Here is a 21,527-nt window from a genome sequence, read left to right as displayed (position 1 = left end):
AACCGACAACGCCGCCATAGCTCACTGGGCATGCTCACCCCGATCGAGTATGAGAAGCTCCACCCGATCGCCCTATCCGCAGCCTGACGCCAACCAACACGGCTCCGAGAAACCCGGGGAACATCAAAGTCTCTACAAGATCCGGGGCGGTTCACCACCGAGGTCACGGGGAAGGCGAGGAAGTCCGACCAGCCGCCCTTTGGGGTGCGCCACTGGCGGAACGCGATCAGCGCCAGCACCATCGCGACCACCAGCATCGGCACCACCGGCACCAGCGTCCAGCGCAGGAACGCCCCCAACTCGGTGCCTATGTACTGGGAACCCACCACCGCGTACATGCCGACCACGGCGACTCCGAGCCAGGCGGAGGTGAGGATGCCGGTGGCGACCTGCGCCCCCGCCGACAACGGCACCCCGGAGTCGGTGCGGGCAGCCAACGTGGAACCCAGCACGGTGCCGGCGGCCAGACAGGCGATCACGGCGAACACCGACGCCATCGCCACCTCACCCCAGTTCATGAACGCCCACTCCCGCATGAGCCCGCCATGCCACGTCGGCGTGAACAGCGCGTGCGACACCAACGCCAGCGACGCGAACCCCGGCACCCCGATCGCCACCGCCCGCCACACCGACGGCACCGGCTCCCCCACCACCGCCGCCTGCTCGGTGTCACGGCCGCCGGCGTCGGCCGCGCCGCGGGCCGCGGCCACCAACGGATCCGGCACCAGCAGCGGCTGCAAAGCGGTCTCCGCAGTCATCACGTCGGCGACCAGCGGCATCTGCGCGGTCCCTCCGACGCACCACAGGGCGGCGATCGTGGTCGGGTCGACTTCGGCGGCGTCGACCGCGTCGCGCACCAGGCCCGCCGCCCGCACCAGGACCGGGCGGGCGGCCTGCTCCACCACCGTGTGGTTGAGCACCACCGCCGGTCCGGAGGGCACCGGCACCGCCACCGCCGCATGCCCCGCCAGGGCGTGTTTCGCCGTGCGGAAGCTCGCCGCCAACGCCCACCCATCCCCCACCGGCACCCCGTCGGGGAACAGGGCGGCGGTCAACGCGGCGTCGATGGCGTCACCGGCGGCGTCGGGGTCGGCGAGGGTCGACAGGACCTCGAACCCTGCCGGGCCGCGCCGCAGCACACTCACCTCCACCCCGGCGCCCAGGTCACACACCACCACCACCGACCCCACCGGCAGCTGCACACCCGAGGCGAGGGCATCCGAGGCCACCGCCACCGGCGCCTCCACCAACCGTGGCTGCGCCAGACCGGCGCGGTGGGCAGCCTGCCGCAACCACGTCCGCCGCCGCGGCCCCCACCCCGCCGGCACCACCAGCCGCACATCCTCCACCGGCCCGCCGGCCACGGCGCGGGCCTCATCCATGACTCGCCGAAGGGTTGCCGCCACCAGGTCCGCGGGTGCGACCTGCACGTCGGCCACGCTCACCTGCTCGTCGGCGGGACGCCGGGGCCTGGGTATGAACCGCTGCGGATCGGCGGGGGCCGCCTGCCACGCCCGCTGCCCCGTCACCACCGACCCATCGCCAGCCATCAGCACGGCGCTGGGCAGTCCGGGTTCGCCGTCGAACAGCAGCGGCGACCATGACCCGTCCGGCCAGGCCAGGACCGCGGTCGTCGTGGCGCTTCCACAATCGATCGCCAGCCGCGCCTGCCCCGCTCGCATACCCGACAGTCAAACATGAGGATCACATTCACGTCACGCCTCAACTACAGTCAGCAGCGAACCAGGGGAAGGTGGACGGCCCTGGAAGGGCGAGGGCGGTGAACCCCGGCCGAGGGGCGGCCCTGCGTGGTACAGGAACCCGGTCATCGTGAACTCGCTTGTACCTGATCAACCGATCGCGGGCTCGCTGGCAGAGGCAGAACCCGATGGGCCTTGCGCGGGAGGGCCGTGTTGGACGTCTTCCTTTGACCCGCGGCGATGTATTTCTCCCGCAGTTGGACCTACTAGGTTAGATCGCTAGGACGCCGTTCAACAGGGCGGTCCTGTTAGAGCATAATCTAGAGATGCCGGTTCTCCTTTCCCGCGTGGACGCGGTCGTTGTTCCGTCGCACGGGGTGTTTTGTCTTCGCTCAAGTAGCGCTGAGCTGCAGGATCTTGCGACCGCAGGGCGACTCGCTTTTGCTGACGGGATAGGGTTCGCGTCGACTGTGGTCGGGGTGCGGGGCGCGACAGAGGTCAGTAACGCACTCGTGTCGGTGGAGATGTGGTCACGGATGCCGGTGCTCCTGCGGGATCAGGGTCCATTCGACTTCGCGTGGGAGGGCGTCATCGAGTTTCCGGATGGCAGGTGGCACATCGATGAGTCGCTCGACTCTTCGATGCGGTTGGGTGTTGAACTTCCATCGGGAACGGGTCGGTACGGGGTACGCGTGGCCGCATACAATCACAACGAGGCGCTTGATCGTTATGAGACTGCACGGGCAGGATCCGATGAGGAGTTCGCCTCAGCTCTTGTCGAACTGAAGCGGCTCGATCCCGAGACGGCGGAGCGCTACCGGATTCAGTTGTGGCCGGTGGAACGGCGCCGGTAGGCGCCGTTCCACCGGCGGCTAGTCCTAGGTGTTTACTTTGACGAAGAATTGGTCTCCGTTAAGGACCCGGTTTGCTTTGTAGAAACCGTTTTCTAGCAGGTCACGTCCTACGTGTTGGTTGTCGGCTGCATCGATGACGCGCACCGAGTAGCGTTGGAGGTCTGCCGATGTCGGAGCGCCAGTGTACGATCCTTCGTACGTGCTTGCGAAAGGATATTCATCGCAGTTTTGTATCAGGCCGTCGTACTCACCCCAGATGCTTTTGCACATCGCGACTGACTTGTTGCGATTGGCGTCGTTGTTTGCCTTATTGTGCATCCGGGTCAATGGCGTTGTCTTGCCTGGAACGGTCTTACCCACCCAGCTGGGAAATGTCAACATCGGGTGTTCTTGGGCTTGAAGAATGTGAAGGGCACTTTCGTCCTGGGTGGGATCGTTAACGTCGACCTCGAAGACTAGCCGGTAGTCGGTGAACACGGCGCCCCTGCTGGCGCCTACGTAGTCGGCCGAGTCGTAGCGCGTTCGAGAGACGCTCGTGTCGATTGAGGGAGACCAGCTGAACTCCGGCTGCGCGGGACTGTGTGCGTACAGGTTGAGGTGCAGGGTTTGTGGCACGATCTGCGGACCCCCGCCGCTGATGTCTGGCGAGGCGAAAGTTATCGACCAGTCCTCTTGCAGGCGCCAGGCGGCCACTGCGGCGTCGCGGCTCGGTATCGTGGGGCAGGCTACCAGTGCCGCATTGCAGCCAAGGAAGCTAACCCGGATGAACATGGTGTCCAGGACCAGAGTGGGCGCGTTGGTCTTGCGGATGTCGTCTACGAAGACGACGTAGCGAACTTCCCGGTTTCCGTTGCTTCCAAATCCGAGCATAGTGATCTCGGAGGTGACGGTGCCGGTCGGCACGTTATTGACGAATATCGTGATGATCCAGTTGCGGCGTGCGCACTGCGAGTAGCGATCGCGGAACCATCCCGCCTCGTCGAGGGCTGCGTCCTGGGATTCGCATTCTGCCTTGAATGCCTCGTCCTCGGGGGTGGCCATACTGTTTGCGGCCTGCTCCCCGTGTTGGGGAGTCAAGTCAGGTCCGAGCATGGACGGTGGGACTGTGGCGGCAGTTCGGCCCGGCACATATTCTGCGGTGGACCGGATGACGCCGCGCTCGACGGATGTCTGCGCGTCGGCCGGATGATCAGTCGAATCGGCTTGGGCTGCCGTTGGTGGCGTCAGCATCAGCGCCAGACCGATGGTGGTGGCGACTGCCGCTCTGATCGCTCTCATCGGGACTCCTGTCCGTCGTTGACGGGGCACTGTCGGCCGAGGCACGCGTAGACGAGGCTCCTGGTAGTAGCGTCGAGGACCAGCGTGTAGCTCTGGTAGGTGTGGTCCTGGTTGCTGAGGCCCGGGACGGTGCCACGCCCGGTGACGATGCTGACCGGAGTGGCGTCGGTGACGGCGGGCGTGGTGATCCTCGTACGCAGCCGCTCGTTCAGCTTGCCTATGGTCGTCGTCTCGACGCGGCTGTCGGTGATAGTCGGTTGGGCCGTCTTGGTGGTCAGCAGTCTCTTGGCAACATCGCGGGCGTGCTGGGACGTCATGGTGGCGCTTCGTCGAGGTGCTGGCGTCATGGCCGTCGTGGTGTTGCAAACCTTGCGGGCGGCGACGCACTCCCGCAGCCCCGGCACGGTGTCGAGGCATGGGTCGGTTTGTGCGTCCAGGCAGGCCCGCAGGTCGCTCTGGTCGACGCCGTTGACCACAGTGGTGGTGCTACCGATGCGGGCTTCTGGAGCAGCCGACGCCATGAAGAGGGAGTTCGGCTTGCCGACACGCAGGTACTGCACCTCAGTGCCACTGGCACCGGCGACCGTGCCGAGCTCGGTGGTCATGCACCACGGGGGAAGGTTGAACTCGTCCCACAGCATGTCCTCGTCCGTCGGTAGCGCATGGCAGGACTTTGGCTCGGATCGGCTGGTCTCCGCGAGGAATGGGCGTCGCCACACCCCGCTGGCATCCCATAGCTGCAGCCGATTCTCGAAGGGTTCTGCGGTGGTGACGACATTCGGGTAGACCACCGAGGTTATCGCGTACGCGCTCCGGAACCGAGCTCCCTCTTGGAGTCGGGTGGTGCCCACGACGTTGTAGTCGTAGAGCACGTCCCACTCGGTCTGGTTGCTGTTGGCGAGGAGCAGGTAGTGGTGCAATCGGCCGTCGGCATCGCCCCCGTTGGGTGTGCCGCTGATGCCGTGGTACTCCTCGGTTTCCTCGCCCCACTCCACCCAGTATGGGAAGTACTCCTGCTGGCCCGCCTCCGCGTTGTAGGAGGCGTGGAGGCCGAACTCGACGCCGTCCACCGCGCTGTCTGCCAGCTGCGCGTTGATACTTCGGAGCTCGATGAAATTGACGAGGGTGTTCGGTAGCGTGGCTGCGTCCGCTCCGAAGGAAATCGGCTGGTTACGGAAGGTCCCGAACAGCCCGTACATGGGTGGTGAGCCTGTGTTGACACACAGGCCGGTGAGGAAGCGCTGATTGCTGTATCGATCGCAGTTGTAGGACCCGTAGCGCTGCTTCCACCGTTGGTACCAACCGTCATTGCAGTTGCTGACCCGGACCAATGCGCCGCTAGTGGCGGAGCCCCCCGCGAGGTCCAGACAGCGGTAGTCGGCCATGCTCATGATCTCCACCCCCTGCCACGCTCCGTACAACGGAACGGTCCACATCTGGTGGATCGTGTCGGCGCAAGGTTGGATGGTGACAGCGGCGTTGTTGACGTTTGAGCTGGCCTTCGTCAGACACTTTCCTGTCTGCACGTTGCGGATCGTGTAGACGGGAGTGACGTCCATGTCGACGATGACTTCCAGCTCCATCGTCCAGCGCTGATTGTCAATGTTCGCCCCGCTAGCGCCCACTCGGTACGTGACGGCAGCGACGCTTGCGCCGTTGGCCGTGCCGGTGACTTGGAGAACCCGTTTGTCCGACTCGTCGTAGTCGTAGATGCCGATCGCGATCGACCCGGTACTCGCAGCGAGGGCAGGTGTCTGGGTCGACACCACCGACAAACCACTCGCCGCGACAAGCAGGACCAGGCCCGCCGCGAGCCGTCTCCGTAGGCTTCCACCACGATGCGTGTTTCTGGTCATCTACCGCCTCCCCAGGGATAGCTGTACGCGCAACCGTCGCGTGGGGGAGAGGTGGATGCGTGTGACCCGCTGAGCGATTTTCGCCGTTGGGGACACCGTCCCGTGTCGCCCTGTCCCCCGTGGATGGTCGACTGATCACCCAAAGCTATGGGGCGACCACGGAGAGGATCAAGAGCTTATATAGCGATAGATATCACTGTGTCCTGGTGTTGCCATCTGCTGTAGTCCACTGGCAGGGTCAGGCAGCCCGGCGTCCCCAACCCGGCCGGACGGCTCCGCCAGCCAACAGCGCCGCTCCTCCCAGGGCGCAGGCTGCGGCCACCCCAGCCGCGACATCGACACCACTCAGGCTTCCCCCGGCGGCAGACGTGCTGACGATCCCAGCCCCGGCGCTTGTCGAGGGCCAGAAGGACGACCAGGTGACCCACTCGTTGATGGATGCGTATAGAGACAGCGCCGCCCATACCTCGAGCAGGACCGCCCCTGCCGGCACCAGCCAACAACGGTCGGCGTACCGCATCGAAACCACGGCGGCGCCGAAGGCAGCCAAGGCCACAAGGACCATGGGCCAGGCCGTGCGCCACATTTCGGCGACCTGGCCGCTGCCGACGGCGACAGGCACCGCCACCACACCAAACAACAGAACGGCGACCGCAACTGCCAATGTCGTCTGGGCCGCCCGCGATCTGCGCCTCGTCCCCCCCGGTAGCAGCGCTAGGCCGACGGCAAGGGCTAGCAGGCCGACCAGCTGCACCAGCGCCATCACCCACTCCCTACCGCTCACCGCCAAGGGCGAACCGCCCGCACTCTCGATGCCCGGCCCGGCAATAACCACACGCTGTCCCAGCCCTCCAGCAGCCTCGGTGCCCCACCAGAAGTCCGCCGCCCAAGCCACAGCCAACAGCCCTAAGCCAATGCTGATCAGTCCCCGTGCGCGTGTGGTGCCTGCCCCGCCCGCCACAGCCACGCAGTAGGACAGGATCACCAATGCGATGCTCCCCAACCGCGACGATTCCCGGTCGTCGAACAGAGCCACAATCACGCAGGCTGCTCCGACCAGACCGAACAGCGGCACCAAGACCCTGGCTGAACGCACACCCGAATACTGGCACATCTTGTGCCTGACCCGAGTAGATGCGGACCGCAGTTCGCGACCGCCCAGCCAGATCGTCACACCTCCTTGGCACTGAACGTTGACCGTTGTCGCGGTCGATGCGGCAAGTCCGGAGAGCATCTGCGCTCGTCGATCAGACTGAGAGCATCGAGGACCTACCCACCGGTGCTGATGGAGCCTCTCGGGCCGAACATGAGTCACGCGACGGGGCCGCGCGGCCCGCTCGAACTGCTCAACTACCTTGATCTACAGGGCAAGGGCAGATCATCAGCACCGTTGCCACCCTGGCGTCGGCCGACGGTCACCGACAGCCGGCAAGTAGATCCCATGCAACTGGTCCCGTCGAGTGGCTCAGCGCCTTCAGCGGTACGCCGTCGGCCGGCACTGTCCGGTGTCGAGAATTGGTGTCGAGGGTGTTCGACATCGGCAGGCAGGCGTTGAGTGGTGATGCGACGAGCGCGGCCCCGGACGGCCGATCGTCGGCATCGTCCACGAAAGGGAGGCCTACCTCATGGATCTTGCACCTCGGGCCCTTGATGATGTCCATGGCGCCGGGGCCGTGATCAGCCCAGAGGCATCTGCGCCAACCGGTGGACCGCCAGCGATCGGATCGTGCGGCCCTTGGGGCGGCAGCAGATCTGAGCGGCCGTAACCCTCGGCTATGCACCTGTCGTCCCGGTGGTGCTGGTCGGTTGGTCGTCGCTTCCCCCGATCGGCGGCCAACCGACCCCGGGCACGCACCAGTTGGGGCGAGGTTCGGCCTGACGTAGCGGCTTCACCGCGACGATCCAGGCGAAGCACCGGCCGACGCGCCCGGCTCCACGAACGCCCGCGCCCCTGCGGCATAAGGATCCGTACCCCCCGAGGCCGTCCTGCCAGCCTCGGATGCAGAGAAAAAGCGGGTCGTACGGATAGCCCGCGAATAGGAGAAGTGAGAGCACATGGGTGTCGACACGGTGAGCAGCGAAGGCCTCCGGAACACGATGGTCGACCAACTGGTCGCTGATCATGAGGCGAAAGGGCTGGTGATGCGGCCGGAGGTGGAGGCGGCGCTGCGGACGGTGCCTCGGGAGGTGTTCACGCCGGGGGTTGCGGTCGAGGAGGCCTATCACGGCGACAGTGCGGTGGTCACGAAGCGGCGCGGTGAGGAGACCGTCAGTTCGGTGTCGGCGCCGTGGTTGATCGCGGAGATGCTGGGTCAGGCGGCCGATGCTCTCGATGGCGGGTTGGCGGGCCGGCATGTGTTGGAGATCGGCTCGGGTGGCTACAACGCGTCGCTGCTGCGCGAGTTGGTTGGTGAGTCGGGGTCGGTGACGAGCGTGGACATCGACCCGGAGGTGACCGAGCGGGCCGTGGCGTGTCTGACGGCGGCGGGGTACGGCGACGTCACGGTGGTGTGCGCCGACGCCGAGCAGCCGCTGGTTCCGGGTCCCTGCTTCGACCTGATCATCGTGACGGCCGGTGCGTGGGACATCCCGGCGGCGTGGACCGCCCAGCTGGTCGAGGGCGGCGTGTTGGTGGTGCCGTTGCGGACGTTCGGGATGACCCGGTCGTGGGCGCTGCGTCGTGACGGTGACCGGCTGGTCAGCCTGAGTCAGCGCCTGTGCGGGTTCGTGGCGATGCAGGGCGCCGGAGCCCACGATGTGCGGTACGTCGACGTGGCCGACGGTGTGCATCTGCGGCTGGATGAGGGTCAGCAGGTCAGCCCGAACCTGGTCGGTGATCTGTTGTCGCGGCCGCGGGAGCAGGCATGGGCGGAGGTGGCCCTGCCGCCGCGGACGGTCCTGGCTGATCTGGACCTGTGGCTGGCGGCGCGGCTTTCCGCCGAGGTGGATCAGTTCGTGGTGCTTGCGGCGCAGCAGGAGGCCGTCGATACCGGCGTCGTCGCGCCGGCGTGGCGGTTCGGTACGCCCGCCGTCCTGCACGGGGCCACGTTCGTCTACCGGTCGGCGCTGCGCTGGACCGATGACATGTTCGACCTTGGCGCGTGTGCCCACGGACCGGACGCCGCCGGCGCGGCCGGGCGGATGGTGGCGCACATGCGGGCGTGGGTGGACGGCGGCGAACCGGCTCCGGTGCTGCATGTCCTGCCCGCACGGACTCCCGACGGCGACCTGCCGGCCGGGACGGTGCTGGACAAGCGGCACAGCCGCCTCGTCCTCACCTTCACCCCCGCATAGGAAGGCACAGCGAGTGGAGACCACGGACCTCGACGAGTTCGACCTGGACATCACGCTGGTGGACGCCGGCCCCGCCGCCGGTGGGTACGCCACCAGCACCGACGACAACTGCGGCTCCGGTAACACGGGCTCCAACGCCTGCTCCGGCGGCAGCAAGTAACCCCTGTCCGCACCCTCTGTCGGGGCCCGGTGTCCGCCGACACCGGGCCCCTTCCCCTTGTTTGCGGTGGTGCAGCGTGTTTCCTGCGGCTGGTGCGGCGCTGATCCGAGTCGCCGCCTACCCGAGCGGTCTGACCCTGCCCGCGTGGCCCGACCTGACCGCGCAGCGACCGGAGCAGTGGCGGCAGTGGCTGACCAGTGTGTGGGCGCTGCCGGGGTTCGCGGCGGCCGTCGCCTGCGCCTCCCCGCACCTGTGCGAGCAGGTCACCCGGGCGGTGACCGGCGAGCCTGCTGATCCGGATCGGTTGCGGCGCCTCGTTGAGTCGATGGTGCGGTATGTGCTGCGGTGGACCGGCCGGGCGACACCGTTCGGCACCTTCGCCGGCGTCGCCCCCGTCGCCTTCGGTGCCCGCACGTCGGTTCGTTGGGGCGAGGCGCACCGGAGGGTTGTTCGGCCGGACGGGCGGTTCATCGCCGCGCACACCGCACGGGTGGAGCAGGACCTGTCGGTGCTGCGCGGGGTGGCGGTGGTGACGAACGCGGTGGGCTACCAGCGCGGTGAGGTGTGGGTGCTGCCCTGCGCCCGTGCCGAGGGCGACCGCCGGTGGGACGTCGAGGTCCGTCTAACCGGGCCGGTGCGGGCGGCACTGCACGCGGCGGCTTCCCCGATCATGTTCGGTGACCTCGCCGCCAAGGTCGCCGGGCCCGCATCCGGCAGGATCGGCGCGGCCGAGCGCCTCCTGGGTTCGCTGGTCGGTGCTGGGGTGTTGCTGTCGGCGGTGCGGCCGGCGATGACCGTCACCGACCCCGCCGCCCACCTGTCCCGCCACGCCCCGCTACCCGACCCGCGTGGCGGTGAGGTCGCGGTGGACCTGCGTGTCGATGTGTCGGTGTCCCTGCCGCCGGCGGTGCTGCGGGAGGCCGGCCGGGCTGCGGCGACGCTGACGGCGGTCGCGCCGCGGATGCGGGGGTGGGTGGAGTACCACCGGGCGTTTATTCAGCGGTGGGGTCCGGGTGCGGCCGTGCCGGTGCGCGAGGTCCTGGCCGTGCTGGGCTTTCCCGCCGGCTACCGCGGCTCCACCCGGCGCGCACCGGCGTTGGTGACCGGCCGGGAGCGGCTGCTCGGGCATCTGGCCCAGCAGTCGGCGCTGGACGGCGGCGCGGAGGTGATCCTCGACGACGACCTGATAGGCCGCCTTGGCGACGGCGATGATCGGCCGCCGGTCCCGCACACCGAGCTGCGGTTCACCCTCGCCGCCGCAACCGGGCACGACCTGGACCGAGGCAGGTTCACGGTGCACGTGCTCAGCGGATCCCGCCATGCCGGGGTGTCCGCCGGCCGGTTCCTGCACCTGCTCACCCCCGCCGAACGGGCCTGTTTCCAGGACGTCTACCGGAACCTGCCGACGGTCCTGCCCGGCGCGGTCGCGGTGCAGGTGTCCGGCCCGCCGCTGGACGCCCACCTGGCCGCGGTTGCCCGCGCTCCCGGGGTGTTGCCCGTCCTGCCCGTCGGTGATTTCCACCCTGACCCGCCGTTCACAGTGGCGGACCTGGCGGTGACCGGCGACGGACAGCGGCTGTGGCTGGTGTCGCGCCGCAGCGGGCGGCCGGTCGAGCCGCTGCTGCTCAACAGTGTGCTGATCCCGGGTCTGCAGCAACCGCTGATGCGGTTCCTGACCGAGATCGGGACCGCGTGGGCGGCACCGTGCGGCAGATTCGACTGGGGCCACGCCGCCGATCTGCCGTTTCTGCCTCGTGTGCGACGCGGAAGCAGCATCCTTCATTCCGCCCGCTGGATCATCGACCAGTCGGTTCTCCCTCGCGGGGTGGCGTGGCCGCGGTGGCGTGATGCCTGGCAGCGGTGGCGCGAACGCCGCCGGCTGCCGCAGGAGATCCTGGTCGGCGCCGACGATGTGCAGCTGCGCCTGGACCTGAACGACAACGCCCACCTGGCGGTGCTACGCCGACACCTGGAGCGGCAGGCTCGCACGGTCGTCACCGAGGCCCCGGGACCAGCCGGCTGGATCGACAACCGGCCTGCCGAACTGCTGCTCACCCTCACCCACACCCCACCGGTCACCCCGCCGCCTCGACCTGCCCGAGAGGTGTGCACGGTGCGGCATCGGCCCGGGCAGTCGTCGTGGCTGGAGAGCCGCCTGTCCGGGCGGGTCGACGACATCGTCACCGACCTCGCCCGCCGGACTGCGCCGCTGCTGCCTGCGGGCTGGTGGTTCCTGCGCTACCCCGACCCGGAACCTCACCTGCGGCTGCGCATTCCCCTGGACGACGCAGGCCAGTTCGCGGTCACCGCCAGGACCATCGCCGAATGGATGCAGCGGTTGGAGGACGACGGTGTGGTGCACGACTACAGCCTGCACACCTACCGGCCCGAAACCCGCCACGGCACCGGACACACCCTCACGGCTGCGGAGGCGGTGTTCGCCGCCGACTCCCGCACTGTCCTGCGGCGGCTGACCGGCGACCGTCAGGCCCGCACCGCCGCCGGCATGATCGCCATCGCCGACGCGTTCACCGGCGACGGCCGGCGCTGGCTCGCCGACCACGTCCCCCACCACCGCGGCTCACGCCTCGACCCCGCCCAACTCGACCTCGCCCGCACCCCGCACCGCGACGGCGACCTGGCGTCGGCGATAACCGGCTACCGGGATCTGGCCGCCGCCGACGGTCACAACCTCGACCAGGTGCTGGCCGACCTGCTGCACCTGCACCACGCCCGCATGATCGGCGTCGACCTCGCCTCCGAACGACACTGCCTACGCCTGGCCCGCACCATCGCCCGCACCCGACCGGCACCGTCATGACCACCGGACAGTCCCTCGCCGACGGCGCAGCCGGCATCGCCCTGCTGCACCTGGAAACCGGCAACCAGGCCGCCGCGTACGCCGCCCTACGCAAGGCCACCGCCCACGGCGTCAGCATCGCCGCCGGCGCCAGCCTCTTCTACGGCGCCCCCGCACTCGCCTTCGTCCTCGCCACCTGCAACGAACCCGGCCTCACCCGCGCACGAACAATCGCCGCCACGGGCACCGCCACCGTCACCCGCCGGAAGCTGCAGGCCGCACACCGCCGCATCGACTCCCGCCAGCAACCCCACTACGCCGAGTACGACCTCATCCGCGGCCTGACCGGCCTCGGCGTCGTCCTGCGCCGCCTCGGCGACCACGTCCTGCTCCGCCACGTCCTGGACTATCTGGTCCGGCTCACCGGACCCGTCGGTGACCTGCCCGGCTGGTGGTGCGCCAACGGACCCCACCGCCACCAGCCGCCCCCACCAGGAGGGCACGCCAACCACGGCATCGCCCACGGCATCACCGGCCCCCTCGCGCTGCTCGCCCTCACCCACCGCGACGGCATCACCGTCGACGGACACACCATCGCGATCACCCGCATCTGCCGGTGGCTGGACACCTGGCAACAGCACACCGAGACCGGCGGCGTCTGGTGGCCGCAAACCCTCACCGTCGACGACCTGCACCGCGGCGCACCGACCCAACACCAGCCGGGGCGCCCGTCCTGGTGCTACGGCACCCCCGGCATCGCCCGCGCCCACCAACTGGCCGCCCTCGCCCTGCACGACACCACCCGCCAACGCCTCGCCGAGACCGCGTTCACCACCTGCGTCACCGACCCCGCACAACTTGAGCGGCTCACGGACCGCAGCCTCTGCCACGGCACCGCCGGCCTGCTGGCCACCGGCCGCCGCATTGCCGCCGACGCCCTCACCCCTACACCCGTCACGGACCTGGCACGCCTGCACCAGAACGCCGCGCCCGCCGCCGACGCACCTTCCGGGTTTCTCGACGGCACCGCCGGCTGCCGCCTTTCCACCGCCGCGACCACCGCCACTGGGTGGGACGCCTGCCTCCTGCTCACCTGAAAGGGGCCCCGTCATGACGCACGCCGCCTGGCAGCACGTGACCATCAGCTACCCCGGCCGCAGCCGCCACGACCGCGAACAGCAGGCGGTAGCGCACCTCAGCCGGGTGCTACCCGCCGCCGAGACCGCCGGCCTGATCACCGCCTGGTGGTTCATCCGCAAAGGACCCTGGCGCATCCGCTACCTACCCACCACCGCACACACCAGCCCTGCGCCGCTGATCGACCTGCTCACCGAGGGATGCGCCTGGAGCGGCGACATCTACGAACCCGAAATCCACACCTTCGGCGGCACCCGAGCGATGGACACCGCCCACACCCTGTTCCACCACGACAGCCGCCACCTGCTCACCTACCTCCACGACCAGCCCACCGACAGGCGGGAACGCTCCCTGGTCCTGTGCACCGCCCTCATGCGCGCCGCCGGGCTCGACCTCAACGAACAAGGCGACGTCTGGGCACGCCTCGCCCACCGCCGCACCGCCGCACCCCACCAGCGGCCCGCACCCGACGCCGACATCTGGGAGGCGTTCACGGGCAAGGTCCGTCACCTGCTCCTCGGCACCGCCCGCACACCCGGCGACTGGCAGGCCGCCTTCGAGAACACCGGCGCAGCCCTGCACCGCCTACGCGAGACGGGACAGCTCATTCGTGGTGTGCGCGCGGTCATCGTCGAACACGTGATCTTCCACTGGAACCGGATCGGGATACCCGCCACCACCCAGGCCACGCTCGCCCACGCCGCCACCGACGCCATCTTCGGCATCCCTCCGGTGCCCCCGGGTGAGTGCTGGCCGGGCCAGGTCAAAGGGCCGCTGCCTCCCGCGGCACCGCCAGCAGACTTCGAGGCGGTTGGTGGAGACGTGTCTGCCTCGGAGAGTGCTCAGCACCGTGAGGCGAGCCAGCCGATGTCGACTGCGATTCGTTAGTGTCGGCTTGCCGTGCCTCGAACACTGCCGCTGCGCCCGGGGCGACAGTCTCCAGATGGGTAGGCAGCTCATGATCGACCGCCAGCAGCTACAGGAAGCGAGGCAGGAGCTCGGCCGCAAGCTCGCCACCTGGCGGAAAACGCGCCAACTCATTCAGGGTGATCTCGCACGGCAGGTCCGCAGCAGCCGCAGCACCGTTGCCATGGTCGAGCGCGGCCATCAGGTGGTGGACCGGGTCTTCTGGCGGCAATGTGAGTCGCTCCTCGACGCCCAAGGGCGAACTCATCGCCGCCTATGACGCCTACCGCCAGCTCGAGACCAGACACCGCGTCGAGAAGGCCGAGGCCGCACGCCGAGCACGCTGGGGAACAGCGATGAACGGGGAAACTATGGCCGACGAACCCGAAGCTGATTTCCTAACCGGGGGCGAGCCCGAACGCGACGATCATCGTGTCGACGTGACCGGCGTCGACATCCAGCGACGCAGTTTGTTGGCGTCGATCGCCGGTGTCGTTGCTGGTTGCGGGCTGCTGGGCCTGACGGTGCACACGGTGGGTCGACGCGTCGGTGCCAGTGACGTCGCCCGCATCGAAGCCGTCACCACGTTGTACCGATCGGTGGACTACGAGATCGGTGGCGGCGCGTTGTGTGCCGAGGTCGGTCGCTTCGCCGAAGCCACCTCCGTCCTGCTCCACCGGGCCGACGCGGGTCGATGGGCCACGAGCCTCGCCACGGCGGTTGCCGGCGCCCGACAGTTGGCCGGCTGGACCGCGTTCGACGCCGGGCGGCACAGCGACGCCGGTCGCCACTGGCTCGCCGCTGAACGCACCGCCGTCACAGCCGGCAACCGACAGCTCGCCGCGCGGATCCGTTACTGCCAGGCCCGCCAGTTCCAGCACCTGCGCCACAACTACGACGCCCTCGCCACCATCCGCCTCGCCTACGACGCCCTCGGCTCCGAGGCCACCCCCGCTCTGCTGGCCATGCTGCGTGGCACTGAGGCCGCCTCCCTGGCCGCGCTCGGCGAGCGCTCCGCCGCGACCACCGCCCTGCAGCACGCCAGTGGCCACTTCGAGGACATCGATCCCGACCAGGAGCCGGCCTGGATGCGCTTCTACGAGCGCGGTGAACTGCTCGCCCAGTACGGTCGGGTGCACCGCGACCTCGCCCGCCACGACCACCGCCACGCCGATGCCGCCGTGGATTGGACCCGCGCCGCGATCAGCACGTTCGGCCCGCAGAATGTGCGCAGCACCGTGCTCAACAAGATCGGTCTGTGCAGCGCGCTCGCTCTGGCCGGCGAACCGGACCAGGCCATCGCCGTCGGCACCGACGTGATCCACCACGAACGGCAACTGACCTCGCGACGAGTCCGAGACCGCGTCCGCAACCTCAGCCGCGACATCCCTGCAGACACCCGCCACAGCGGTCTTGCTGACTTCCGACACAACATCACCCGCCTCCCCCCGGCGGCCGCATGACCGACAACGGCACGAACAGCCCCAAGTCCGGCGGCCGATACGGCCAAGCCACGATGCGGCAGGCCGCACAGCAGATAGCGGCACAACTCGGCGTCGACAGCGACAACCTGCGGCTGCTGCGGCTGACCAACAACGCCGTGTTCGCCATCCCCGACGCTGGCATCGTCATCCGGATCACCCGCTCCCACCGCCTCCATGACCGGGTCGTCAAGGTCGCCGCCCTCGGCCGCTGGTTCGCCCAGATCGACGCACCCACCATCCGACTCGCCTCCGGCCACGAACAACCGATCGCGGTCAACGGGCTTCACGCCACCATCTGGACCTACCTGCCGCCCCAACCGCCCACACCCGAGGTGACCGACCTCGGCGCAGTGCTCCGCACCTTCCACCACCTCAACCCGCCCGACCTGCCACTACCGATGTGGAACCCGGTCGGTGACGCCCGCGCCCGCCTCACCGACGCCGAGGCTCTGTCCGACTCCGACCGCCAGTTCCTCCTCGACTGGTGCGACCAACTCGAACCCCGCGTCGCCGACCTCCACCAGCAGACACCAGCCCGGCTGGTCCACGGCGACGCGCACGTCGGCAACCTGCTCCGCCGCCATGACGGCCGCCCCGTGCTGTGCGACTTCGACGCCACCTGCCTTGGCCCCTGGCAGGCGGACCTCGTCGCCGTCCCTGTCGGTGAGGTCCGCTTCCGCCGCCCCGGCGCCCACCAGCGCCTCGCCGCCGCCTACGGGTACGACGTCACCACCGACCCAGCGTGGCCGACCCTGAAAGTGGCCCGCGAACTGAAGATGGTCGCCGCCGCCGTCCCGCTCCTCGCCTCAGGACCACACATCGCACGCGAATTCGCTGTCCGACTACGGTCCATCCAACAACGCGACGACACCGCACGCTGGATCCCGTTCGCCGACCTGTAGTCCATCGCCGTCCAGGCCAGCCGGATCGGCCCAGATGCGCTGGTCACGAGACGTGCCGCTCGTCGACAACCCGTCCCCAACAGGGTCGCCACATCATCACGATCGCCGTACGTCTTGGAGGAGTTCCGTGCCCTCGACCTCGACAACGTCCGCCCCCAACGTGGTTGTGTTCGGCCTTGGCGGCACCATCGCCATGACCAGCAACACCGGCGGCGCAGTAAGCCCCACCCTGTCCGCCCACCAACTCGTCGACGCCGTACCAGGGCTCGCCGACGCGGGCATCGACATCGAGGTGGTCGACTTCCGGCGACGCCCCGGCGCGTCCCTGACCATCGCCGACCTCACCGAACTCGCCGCCGCCGCAGCCGACGCCCTCGTCGATGGTGCGGACGGAGTCGTGGTCACCCAGGGCACCGACACGATCGAGGAAACCGCCTACCTGCTCGACCTGCTCCACCACCGGCCCGAACCCCTCGTCGTCACCGGCGCGATGCGCAACCCCACCCTCGCCGGCGCCGACGGACCCGCCAACATCCTCGCCGCCATCCACACCGCCGCCTCCCCACACACGCGAGACCACGGCTGTCTCGTCGTCTTCGCCGACGAAATCCACGCCGCCCGCTGGGTCACCAAAACCCACTCCACCAGCGGCGCCACCTTCCGCTCACCCGACACCGGCCCCCTCGGCTACGTCCTGGAAGGCACCGTACGGATGCTGACCCGACTGCCGTACCGGCTGACCGTCCCCCCGCCGAACCTCACCACCCAGGCAACCGTCGCCCTGCACACAGTCACCCTCGACGACGATCCGACCATCCTCGACACCTTCGGCGGCCGCCTCCACGGGCTCGTCGTCGCCGGCTTCGGCGTCGGCCACGTCCCCGAACCCCTCATCGACACCCTCACCACCCTCGCCGCACGCATCCCCGTCATCCTCGCCTCCCGCACCCCCGCCGGACCCACCCTCACCCACACCTACGGCTTCCCCGGCTCCGAACAGGACCTCATCGCACGCGGCCTCATCCCCGCAGGCTGGCTACACCCCTACAAAGCCCGCATCCTGCTACGCACCCTCCTCGCGGCCGCCGCGAAACCCGAGGACATCGCCAACGCGATCACCACCGCCGGCGAACTCACCGAACCCACCACCTGGCCCTGGCCCAACCACCAGCCCACGGGAACCAGCACGACGGATGCATAGCCACGACCTCACCCCCGGCCGCATGATCGGCGTCGAGTTCGACCACGGCGACGACTTCTACACCGCCCTCACCCACGCCTGCCACACCCACGGCATCCGACAGAGCTACATCCCCATATTCATCGCCGGCCTGTCCACCGCGAAAATCGTCGGCACCTGCCACCGACTCGACAACCCCAACGCCCCCGTCTGGTCACACGTCGACCTCACCAACATCGAACCCTCGCCGGCGGCACCATCGCCTGGGGCCACACCACGATTACCCCCACATCCACATCACCATCGGCCTGAAGAACAAAGCGCCACCGCCCACACCAGCCACCTCCTCGACGCCACCGTCCAGTTCCTCACCGAGATGCTCCTCATCGAGATCACCTCAGCCACGATGTACCGACAACCAAACCCTCACCTGCACAACGTGCCGCAGCTAAAGTTCGCCCAAATATGACGACACCGAGCCGCGATCGGCTACGCAGCTTCCGCTCATGGCCGAGTTGAGTGAGTCGGCCATCGTGCGAGAGTCCGGCGGGGCACGAGCACCGGGAAGCTACGGAAAGCACCTCCTGCCGGCTAATTCGCCGTGCAGTCGGTCGGCCAACTCGTCGACCTGCCCGGCCATAAGCTGAACCGCGAGCATCAGATTTACTGCTTAAAAGTTTCGGCCGAACACCGGGATCGAGGCCCAGACTGTACTGTCTGCGTAGCAGATACTGCCAAATAGGCATCCGGTTCTCAACCTCAGACCGAGTCGGTAATTTTTGGGGTTCTACTAGCCGCTACGCCGATGTGGTTCTTGCCGGCCGCACCTCTGGCCTCAGGAAGGCGCTCGGCGAGCCCGTGCATTCCAGTTGCTAAATTTGCTCTTTTGGCGCCAGTCCTAACGCCCTTCAGTGGGTGGCTCTTGCGCGGGAAAATGACAAGTCCGATGCGCGCCGACCATCACCCCGCCGACGCATCATCATCCGTCGGATCTTCAATGAATGCCAGGAATGCTCGGCCAAATCGAGTTACCTTGTCCAACATCACGTAATGAGCAAAGTACTCATTCTCCTTGTCGTATCCGGCTTCAGTGAGTGCGCTGAGGTCAAGCAAAGCCTCGCCCTTGAGTCGTTGGCACTGTATATCTAAAAAGACCAACACGTTGCCGTCGCGCTCGCCTGGAGTCGACGTAGGCGATAGCAATTGAGCGATATCGGCAATGGGCACTAAGACCGGAGACGGACGGGGCGGCTCGTAGCCAATCACATCCTCACGGTACCGTGGGTCCGCGAGAAACTTGAGCAGGCGAAACGAGGCTGGTGGAAGTCGATCAATAAGATCGAAGAAGACGTGGTGGCGGTCCTCGTCCAGATCCATGCCCAGTGCAGTGTTGAGCGCTGCATTACGAAGTAGCTTCCGCTTCTCCTGGCGGCTTCGTGCGGCGATCCGCATTCCCGCCGCCACTGCGTCCAGGAAAGCTTCGCTTTCGGCCAAGTCCTCAAAACTGCCAACGCGCGTTTCTCGAGCTCATGCAGGGTGACTGCCAAGTCGGTCAGCCACTCCTCCATCCGCCGGTTGTATGGACGCGCAAGTGTATCGGCGAGCACGACCCCGAGGGATCCGCCGATACCAGGAATCATAGACACGACAACTTCAGCACTCTTGCCCAGTCCGTGACGACGGTCGCTTTGTGTCGGTGGCTTCAGCTCCATGGCGACTATTATGGGCGACCCTGTCCACAACATCGGCATCCGCCATCGAAGCGAGCAGGCAGCCGCGTCAACGACTGGCCAGGGACCTAGCGGACACCGTCGATGCTGCGTTGACCGGGTCTGGTACCACAGTGCCGTTCCCTGATGGTGATACGCACGCGGGCCTGCCACGAACGAATTCCTACCACAATCGCCGCCGTTTGCGCAGCCAAAGCCTCGCGGCTTCGCCTCAAGTGCCCCATCTACCGCCGACCGTGCGCACAGCGAGGCGGTAAGCGCGTTACCGCCCTCCCACCATGCCGCTCAGTTTCAGCCCTGACCCCTGAGAATGACCGGCACCCGCCGCGCGGGCGGCAGCCGGACCTCTTGCGTCACCCGACCGGTCACCATTGTCACCGCAAGTCGTACGGCCAGCGGAACGCCAACCCGACTGGTTCCCCAACATCCGAAGCCCACGTTCCCGGGCACCGACCCCTAGCCGAACGCTCGAAAAGTGCCGACACCGCTGATCTGGCCACCTCCGCAATCATGAGCGGATGCATGCTCAAAGGCCGCAACCTGTAGGCGGCTGCCGCGCCGGGGGACGTCCCGCGCCGATCTCGCTGGGCAAGCTCCAAGCGGTCTCGTGCGAGCTTCTTCCCCCGGCGTGGAGGGTGCGTGCGCTGGCGTCAAGCCGCCGAATGCTGGTCCCATCGAAGATATAAGTCGCTGAATATGAGCGGAACACCGGCTCCCCATCGGCGGGCCAGCGATGGTCGGATAGGGTCGTTTCCTTCTCTGCCAGGATCGTCCATAGCAGGCACTTCTGGTTCGCAGCGAGAGCCGGGATGAGTGCTTCGGCGGTTACGTGGACAGTATCGGGACCGGTCTCACGAGCGGAGAAGCTCTCGGCCGCCACCATGCCGTCCTTGCCCCATTCAAAGTCGCCGACCCGCTTCAGGCTCACCGCCAAGCAGAACGCCGTTGACGGTAGGAATGTGTAGAGGTGCTTACTGTCGGATTGGTCGCAGTCGTTGGCGACGCCGCCGTAGCGGGTAGTGGTGATGGTAAGAGGACCAGGCAGCGGTGTATCCTGATGGCGGCTTCTGTCGCGGCCCTCCAGGTTCGGCCAGTCCGATTTGTATGGATGGTCGGCGAGCAGTAGGCCGGTAGGGCTCCCGGACTCGGGCATCCATCGGCCATAGAAGTCTTGGCCCTGGGCCCACTGCGCCCACGCGTCCGTGTCGGCGGCGTCGATGAGGTACGAGCGGATCTGCGCCCAAATGGTGTGGTGAGGTATTCCCGCGGCGTCGTCGTCTGGATTCTGTGGCTGCGACCACTGATAGTGGCCTTCCAGGACTAGCCAGGTTACGCCCGCCTCGTTCGTGCAGACGAGCAAACGATCGACCGGTGGGCTGTGTTCGTCCGTGGTTAGCCAGGTGGGGTCGAGGTGGTTGGGGAACGTGACCTCGGCGGGCGCGTACCAGGTGGCGGGGGTGTCGGCGTAGACCCGATTCTCGGTTCGGCGTTGGAGCATCGTCGGATCGAGGTCGTGGCCGTAGACGTCGAGTGGCGTCTCATAGCAGGTTCGTCCGTCGTCTCGCCGCTTTGGGTCGAGGTCGTATCGGTCGGTCATTCGCCCAACGAGTTGCTTGAACGCGATCCAGATGTACTTCTGGGCGTATCCTTCGTACGTCTTGCCGTCGCGTGAGGTGGCGCGCGGAACGTTGCGGTCGATAGCGCCGAGGCGTTCAGGTGTCCACCCGAGTTGGAGCGCCTGCTCGAACAGGATCATGCCGAGATGATCCGCGTCGAGGTCGCTGTCCAGCTTGAAGCTGTGGACCATGGAGTCGACCACGTACCTGCGGAAGTCGTCGAAGTCGGACATTACTGGATGGTGGACGATGCTTTACCGATAGTCAGGCGGTCCGGCCAGTTCCTTGATCTCTGCTTGCGATAGCTGCGGGGCGATCCAATCCGAGGCGTAGGGCGGGTGGACGCGAGTGGCGAGGTCCTTGATGCCCGGCTGCCAGCCGTGTTCAAGAGCGGCGTCGATTGCCCTGCGTGCATAGTCCCGACTGAGGTAGTTCTGTGGCCAATACTTACGGCCGAGGGTGAAGTCCAGTATCGCCTCGGCAACGCCGGTAGCCGCAGTTTTGCTGAGGGTCCGTTGGGCTAGGCCGCAGCCGACGGCGAGCAGGCGCTCCTCGATGTAGTCGTCGCCGATGTCGACGAAGTGGTGCAGTGTCGGCTTGTACAGGTGCGGTGCCGGCTCCAGCAACGCG

Annotated in this window: 17 protein-coding genes and 2 pseudogenes; 11 read left to right on the top strand and 8 right to left on the bottom strand. The window is 67.6% G+C overall.

Translation table 11 applies throughout. From position 1 onward, the window contains the following. The coding region (locus KBX50_RS25755) for an Hsp70 family protein (RefSeq protein WP_210940259.1) at positions 1-1,682 on the bottom strand (1,682 nt) is incomplete at its 3' end. A gap of 344 nt (positions 1,683-2,026) precedes the next feature. Here KBX50_RS25755 and KBX50_RS25750 point away from each other — a divergent pair. Beyond that, complete coding sequence (locus KBX50_RS25750) at positions 2,027-2,554, top strand: hypothetical protein (RefSeq protein ID WP_210940258.1); 528 nt, start codon at positions 2,027-2,029, stop codon at positions 2,552-2,554. A 24-nt stretch (positions 2,555-2,578) separates the two neighbouring features. Here KBX50_RS25750 and KBX50_RS25745 read toward each other — a convergent pair whose 3' ends face one another. From KBX50_RS25745 to KBX50_RS25735, 3 genes are all read right to left on the bottom strand, one after another. Further along, the gene (locus KBX50_RS25745) at positions 2,579-3,832 is read right to left on the bottom strand and encodes a NucA/NucB deoxyribonuclease domain-containing protein (RefSeq protein ID WP_210940257.1); all 1,254 of its coding nucleotides are present in this window, start codon (positions 3,830-3,832) and stop codon (positions 2,579-2,581) included. Then, complete coding sequence (locus tag KBX50_RS25740; protein ID WP_210940256.1) at positions 3,829-5,688, bottom strand: RICIN domain-containing protein; 1,860 nt, start codon at positions 5,686-5,688, stop codon at positions 3,829-3,831. Before KBX50_RS25740 ends, KBX50_RS25745 begins: the two co-directional genes overlap by 4 nt. 238 nt (positions 5,689-5,926) lie before the next feature. Further along, on the bottom strand, positions 5,927-6,862 hold the full coding sequence (locus KBX50_RS25735) for a hypothetical protein (RefSeq protein ID WP_210940255.1): 936 nt from the start codon (positions 6,860-6,862) through the stop codon (positions 5,927-5,929). 881 nt (positions 6,863-7,743) lie between these two features. On the opposite strand from KBX50_RS25735, the gene fxlM reads away from it, so the two are divergent. The 10 genes and pseudogenes from fxlM to KBX50_RS25685 all read left to right on the top strand — a co-directional run bounded on the left by fxlM (position 7,744) and on the right by KBX50_RS25685 (position 18,020). Next, entirely contained in the window at positions 7,744-8,982 is a 1,239-nt protein-coding gene (gene fxlM, locus KBX50_RS25730; protein ID WP_210940254.1) for a methyltransferase, FxLD system, read from the top strand. A gap of 13 nt (positions 8,983-8,995) precedes the next feature. After that, positions 8,996-9,142, top strand: coding sequence for an FxLD family lanthipeptide (locus tag KBX50_RS32995; protein ID WP_281582658.1), 147 nt, complete (start codon positions 8,996-8,998; stop codon positions 9,140-9,142). A 76-nt stretch (positions 9,143-9,218) separates the two neighbouring features. Further along, entirely contained in the window at positions 9,219-11,963 is a 2,745-nt protein-coding gene (locus tag KBX50_RS25720; RefSeq protein ID WP_210940252.1) for a lantibiotic dehydratase, read from the top strand. Continuing rightward, positions 11,960-13,039, top strand: a complete 1,080-nt coding sequence (locus KBX50_RS25715) for a lanthionine synthetase C family protein (RefSeq protein WP_210940251.1) — start codon at positions 11,960-11,962, stop codon at positions 13,037-13,039. Before KBX50_RS25720 ends, KBX50_RS25715 begins: the two co-directional genes overlap by 4 nt. A 13-nt stretch (positions 13,040-13,052) precedes the next feature. Beyond that, the gene (locus KBX50_RS25710) at positions 13,053-13,967 is read left to right on the top strand and encodes a thiopeptide-type bacteriocin biosynthesis protein (protein WP_210940250.1); all 915 of its coding nucleotides are present in this window, start codon (positions 13,053-13,055) and stop codon (positions 13,965-13,967) included. Positions 13,968-14,022: 55 nt separating this feature from the next. Further along, positions 14,023-14,265 (top strand): helix-turn-helix domain-containing protein, encoded by a 243-nt coding sequence (locus KBX50_RS25705; protein WP_247674423.1) that lies wholly within the window; start codon positions 14,023-14,025, stop codon positions 14,263-14,265. 160 nt (positions 14,266-14,425) lie between these two features. Continuing rightward, positions 14,426-15,448, top strand: coding sequence for a hypothetical protein (locus KBX50_RS25700; protein WP_210940249.1), 1,023 nt, complete (start codon positions 14,426-14,428; stop codon positions 15,446-15,448). Continuing rightward, entirely contained in the window at positions 15,445-16,371 is a 927-nt protein-coding gene (locus KBX50_RS25695) for an aminoglycoside phosphotransferase family protein (protein WP_247674422.1), read from the top strand. The genes KBX50_RS25700 and KBX50_RS25695 overlap by 4 nt, the downstream gene beginning before the upstream one ends. Before the next feature lie 127 nt (positions 16,372-16,498). Then, the gene (locus tag KBX50_RS25690) at positions 16,499-17,572 is read left to right on the top strand and encodes an asparaginase (RefSeq protein WP_307871068.1); all 1,074 of its coding nucleotides are present in this window, start codon (positions 16,499-16,501) and stop codon (positions 17,570-17,572) included. Beyond that, positions 17,565-18,020, top strand: a pseudogene (locus tag KBX50_RS25685) (PPC domain-containing DNA-binding protein). Before KBX50_RS25690 ends, KBX50_RS25685 begins: the two are co-directional and overlap by 8 nt. Positions 18,021-18,119: 99 nt before the next feature. Here the strand turns inward: KBX50_RS25685 and KBX50_RS32990 are convergent. The 4 genes and pseudogenes from KBX50_RS32990 to KBX50_RS25670 all read right to left on the bottom strand — a co-directional run. Further along, positions 18,120-18,315 (bottom strand): annotated as a pseudogene (locus tag KBX50_RS32990) (hypothetical protein); the annotation flags it as partial. Positions 18,316-18,511: 196 nt separating this feature from the next. Further along, positions 18,512-19,045 (bottom strand): hypothetical protein, encoded by a 534-nt coding sequence (locus KBX50_RS25680; protein ID WP_210940246.1) that lies wholly within the window; start codon positions 19,043-19,045, stop codon positions 18,512-18,514. A gap of 762 nt (positions 19,046-19,807) precedes the next feature. Then, positions 19,808-21,130, bottom strand: coding sequence for a hypothetical protein (locus tag KBX50_RS25675; RefSeq protein WP_210940245.1), 1,323 nt, complete (start codon positions 21,128-21,130; stop codon positions 19,808-19,810). A 21-nt stretch (positions 21,131-21,151) separates the two neighbouring features. After that, positions 21,152-21,523, bottom strand: a complete 372-nt coding sequence (locus KBX50_RS25670) for a hypothetical protein (protein ID WP_210940244.1) — start codon at positions 21,521-21,523, stop codon at positions 21,152-21,154. Between the last annotated feature and the right edge of the window lie 4 nt (positions 21,524-21,527).

Source organism: Micromonospora sp. C51 (genome assembly GCF_018070435.1).
GTDB classification, from domain to species: domain Bacteria; phylum Actinomycetota; class Actinomycetes; order Mycobacteriales; family Micromonosporaceae; genus Micromonospora; species Micromonospora sediminimaris.
The sequence above is the reverse complement of the archived record's forward strand: the minus strand, read 5'-3'. Positions and strand labels throughout refer to the sequence as shown.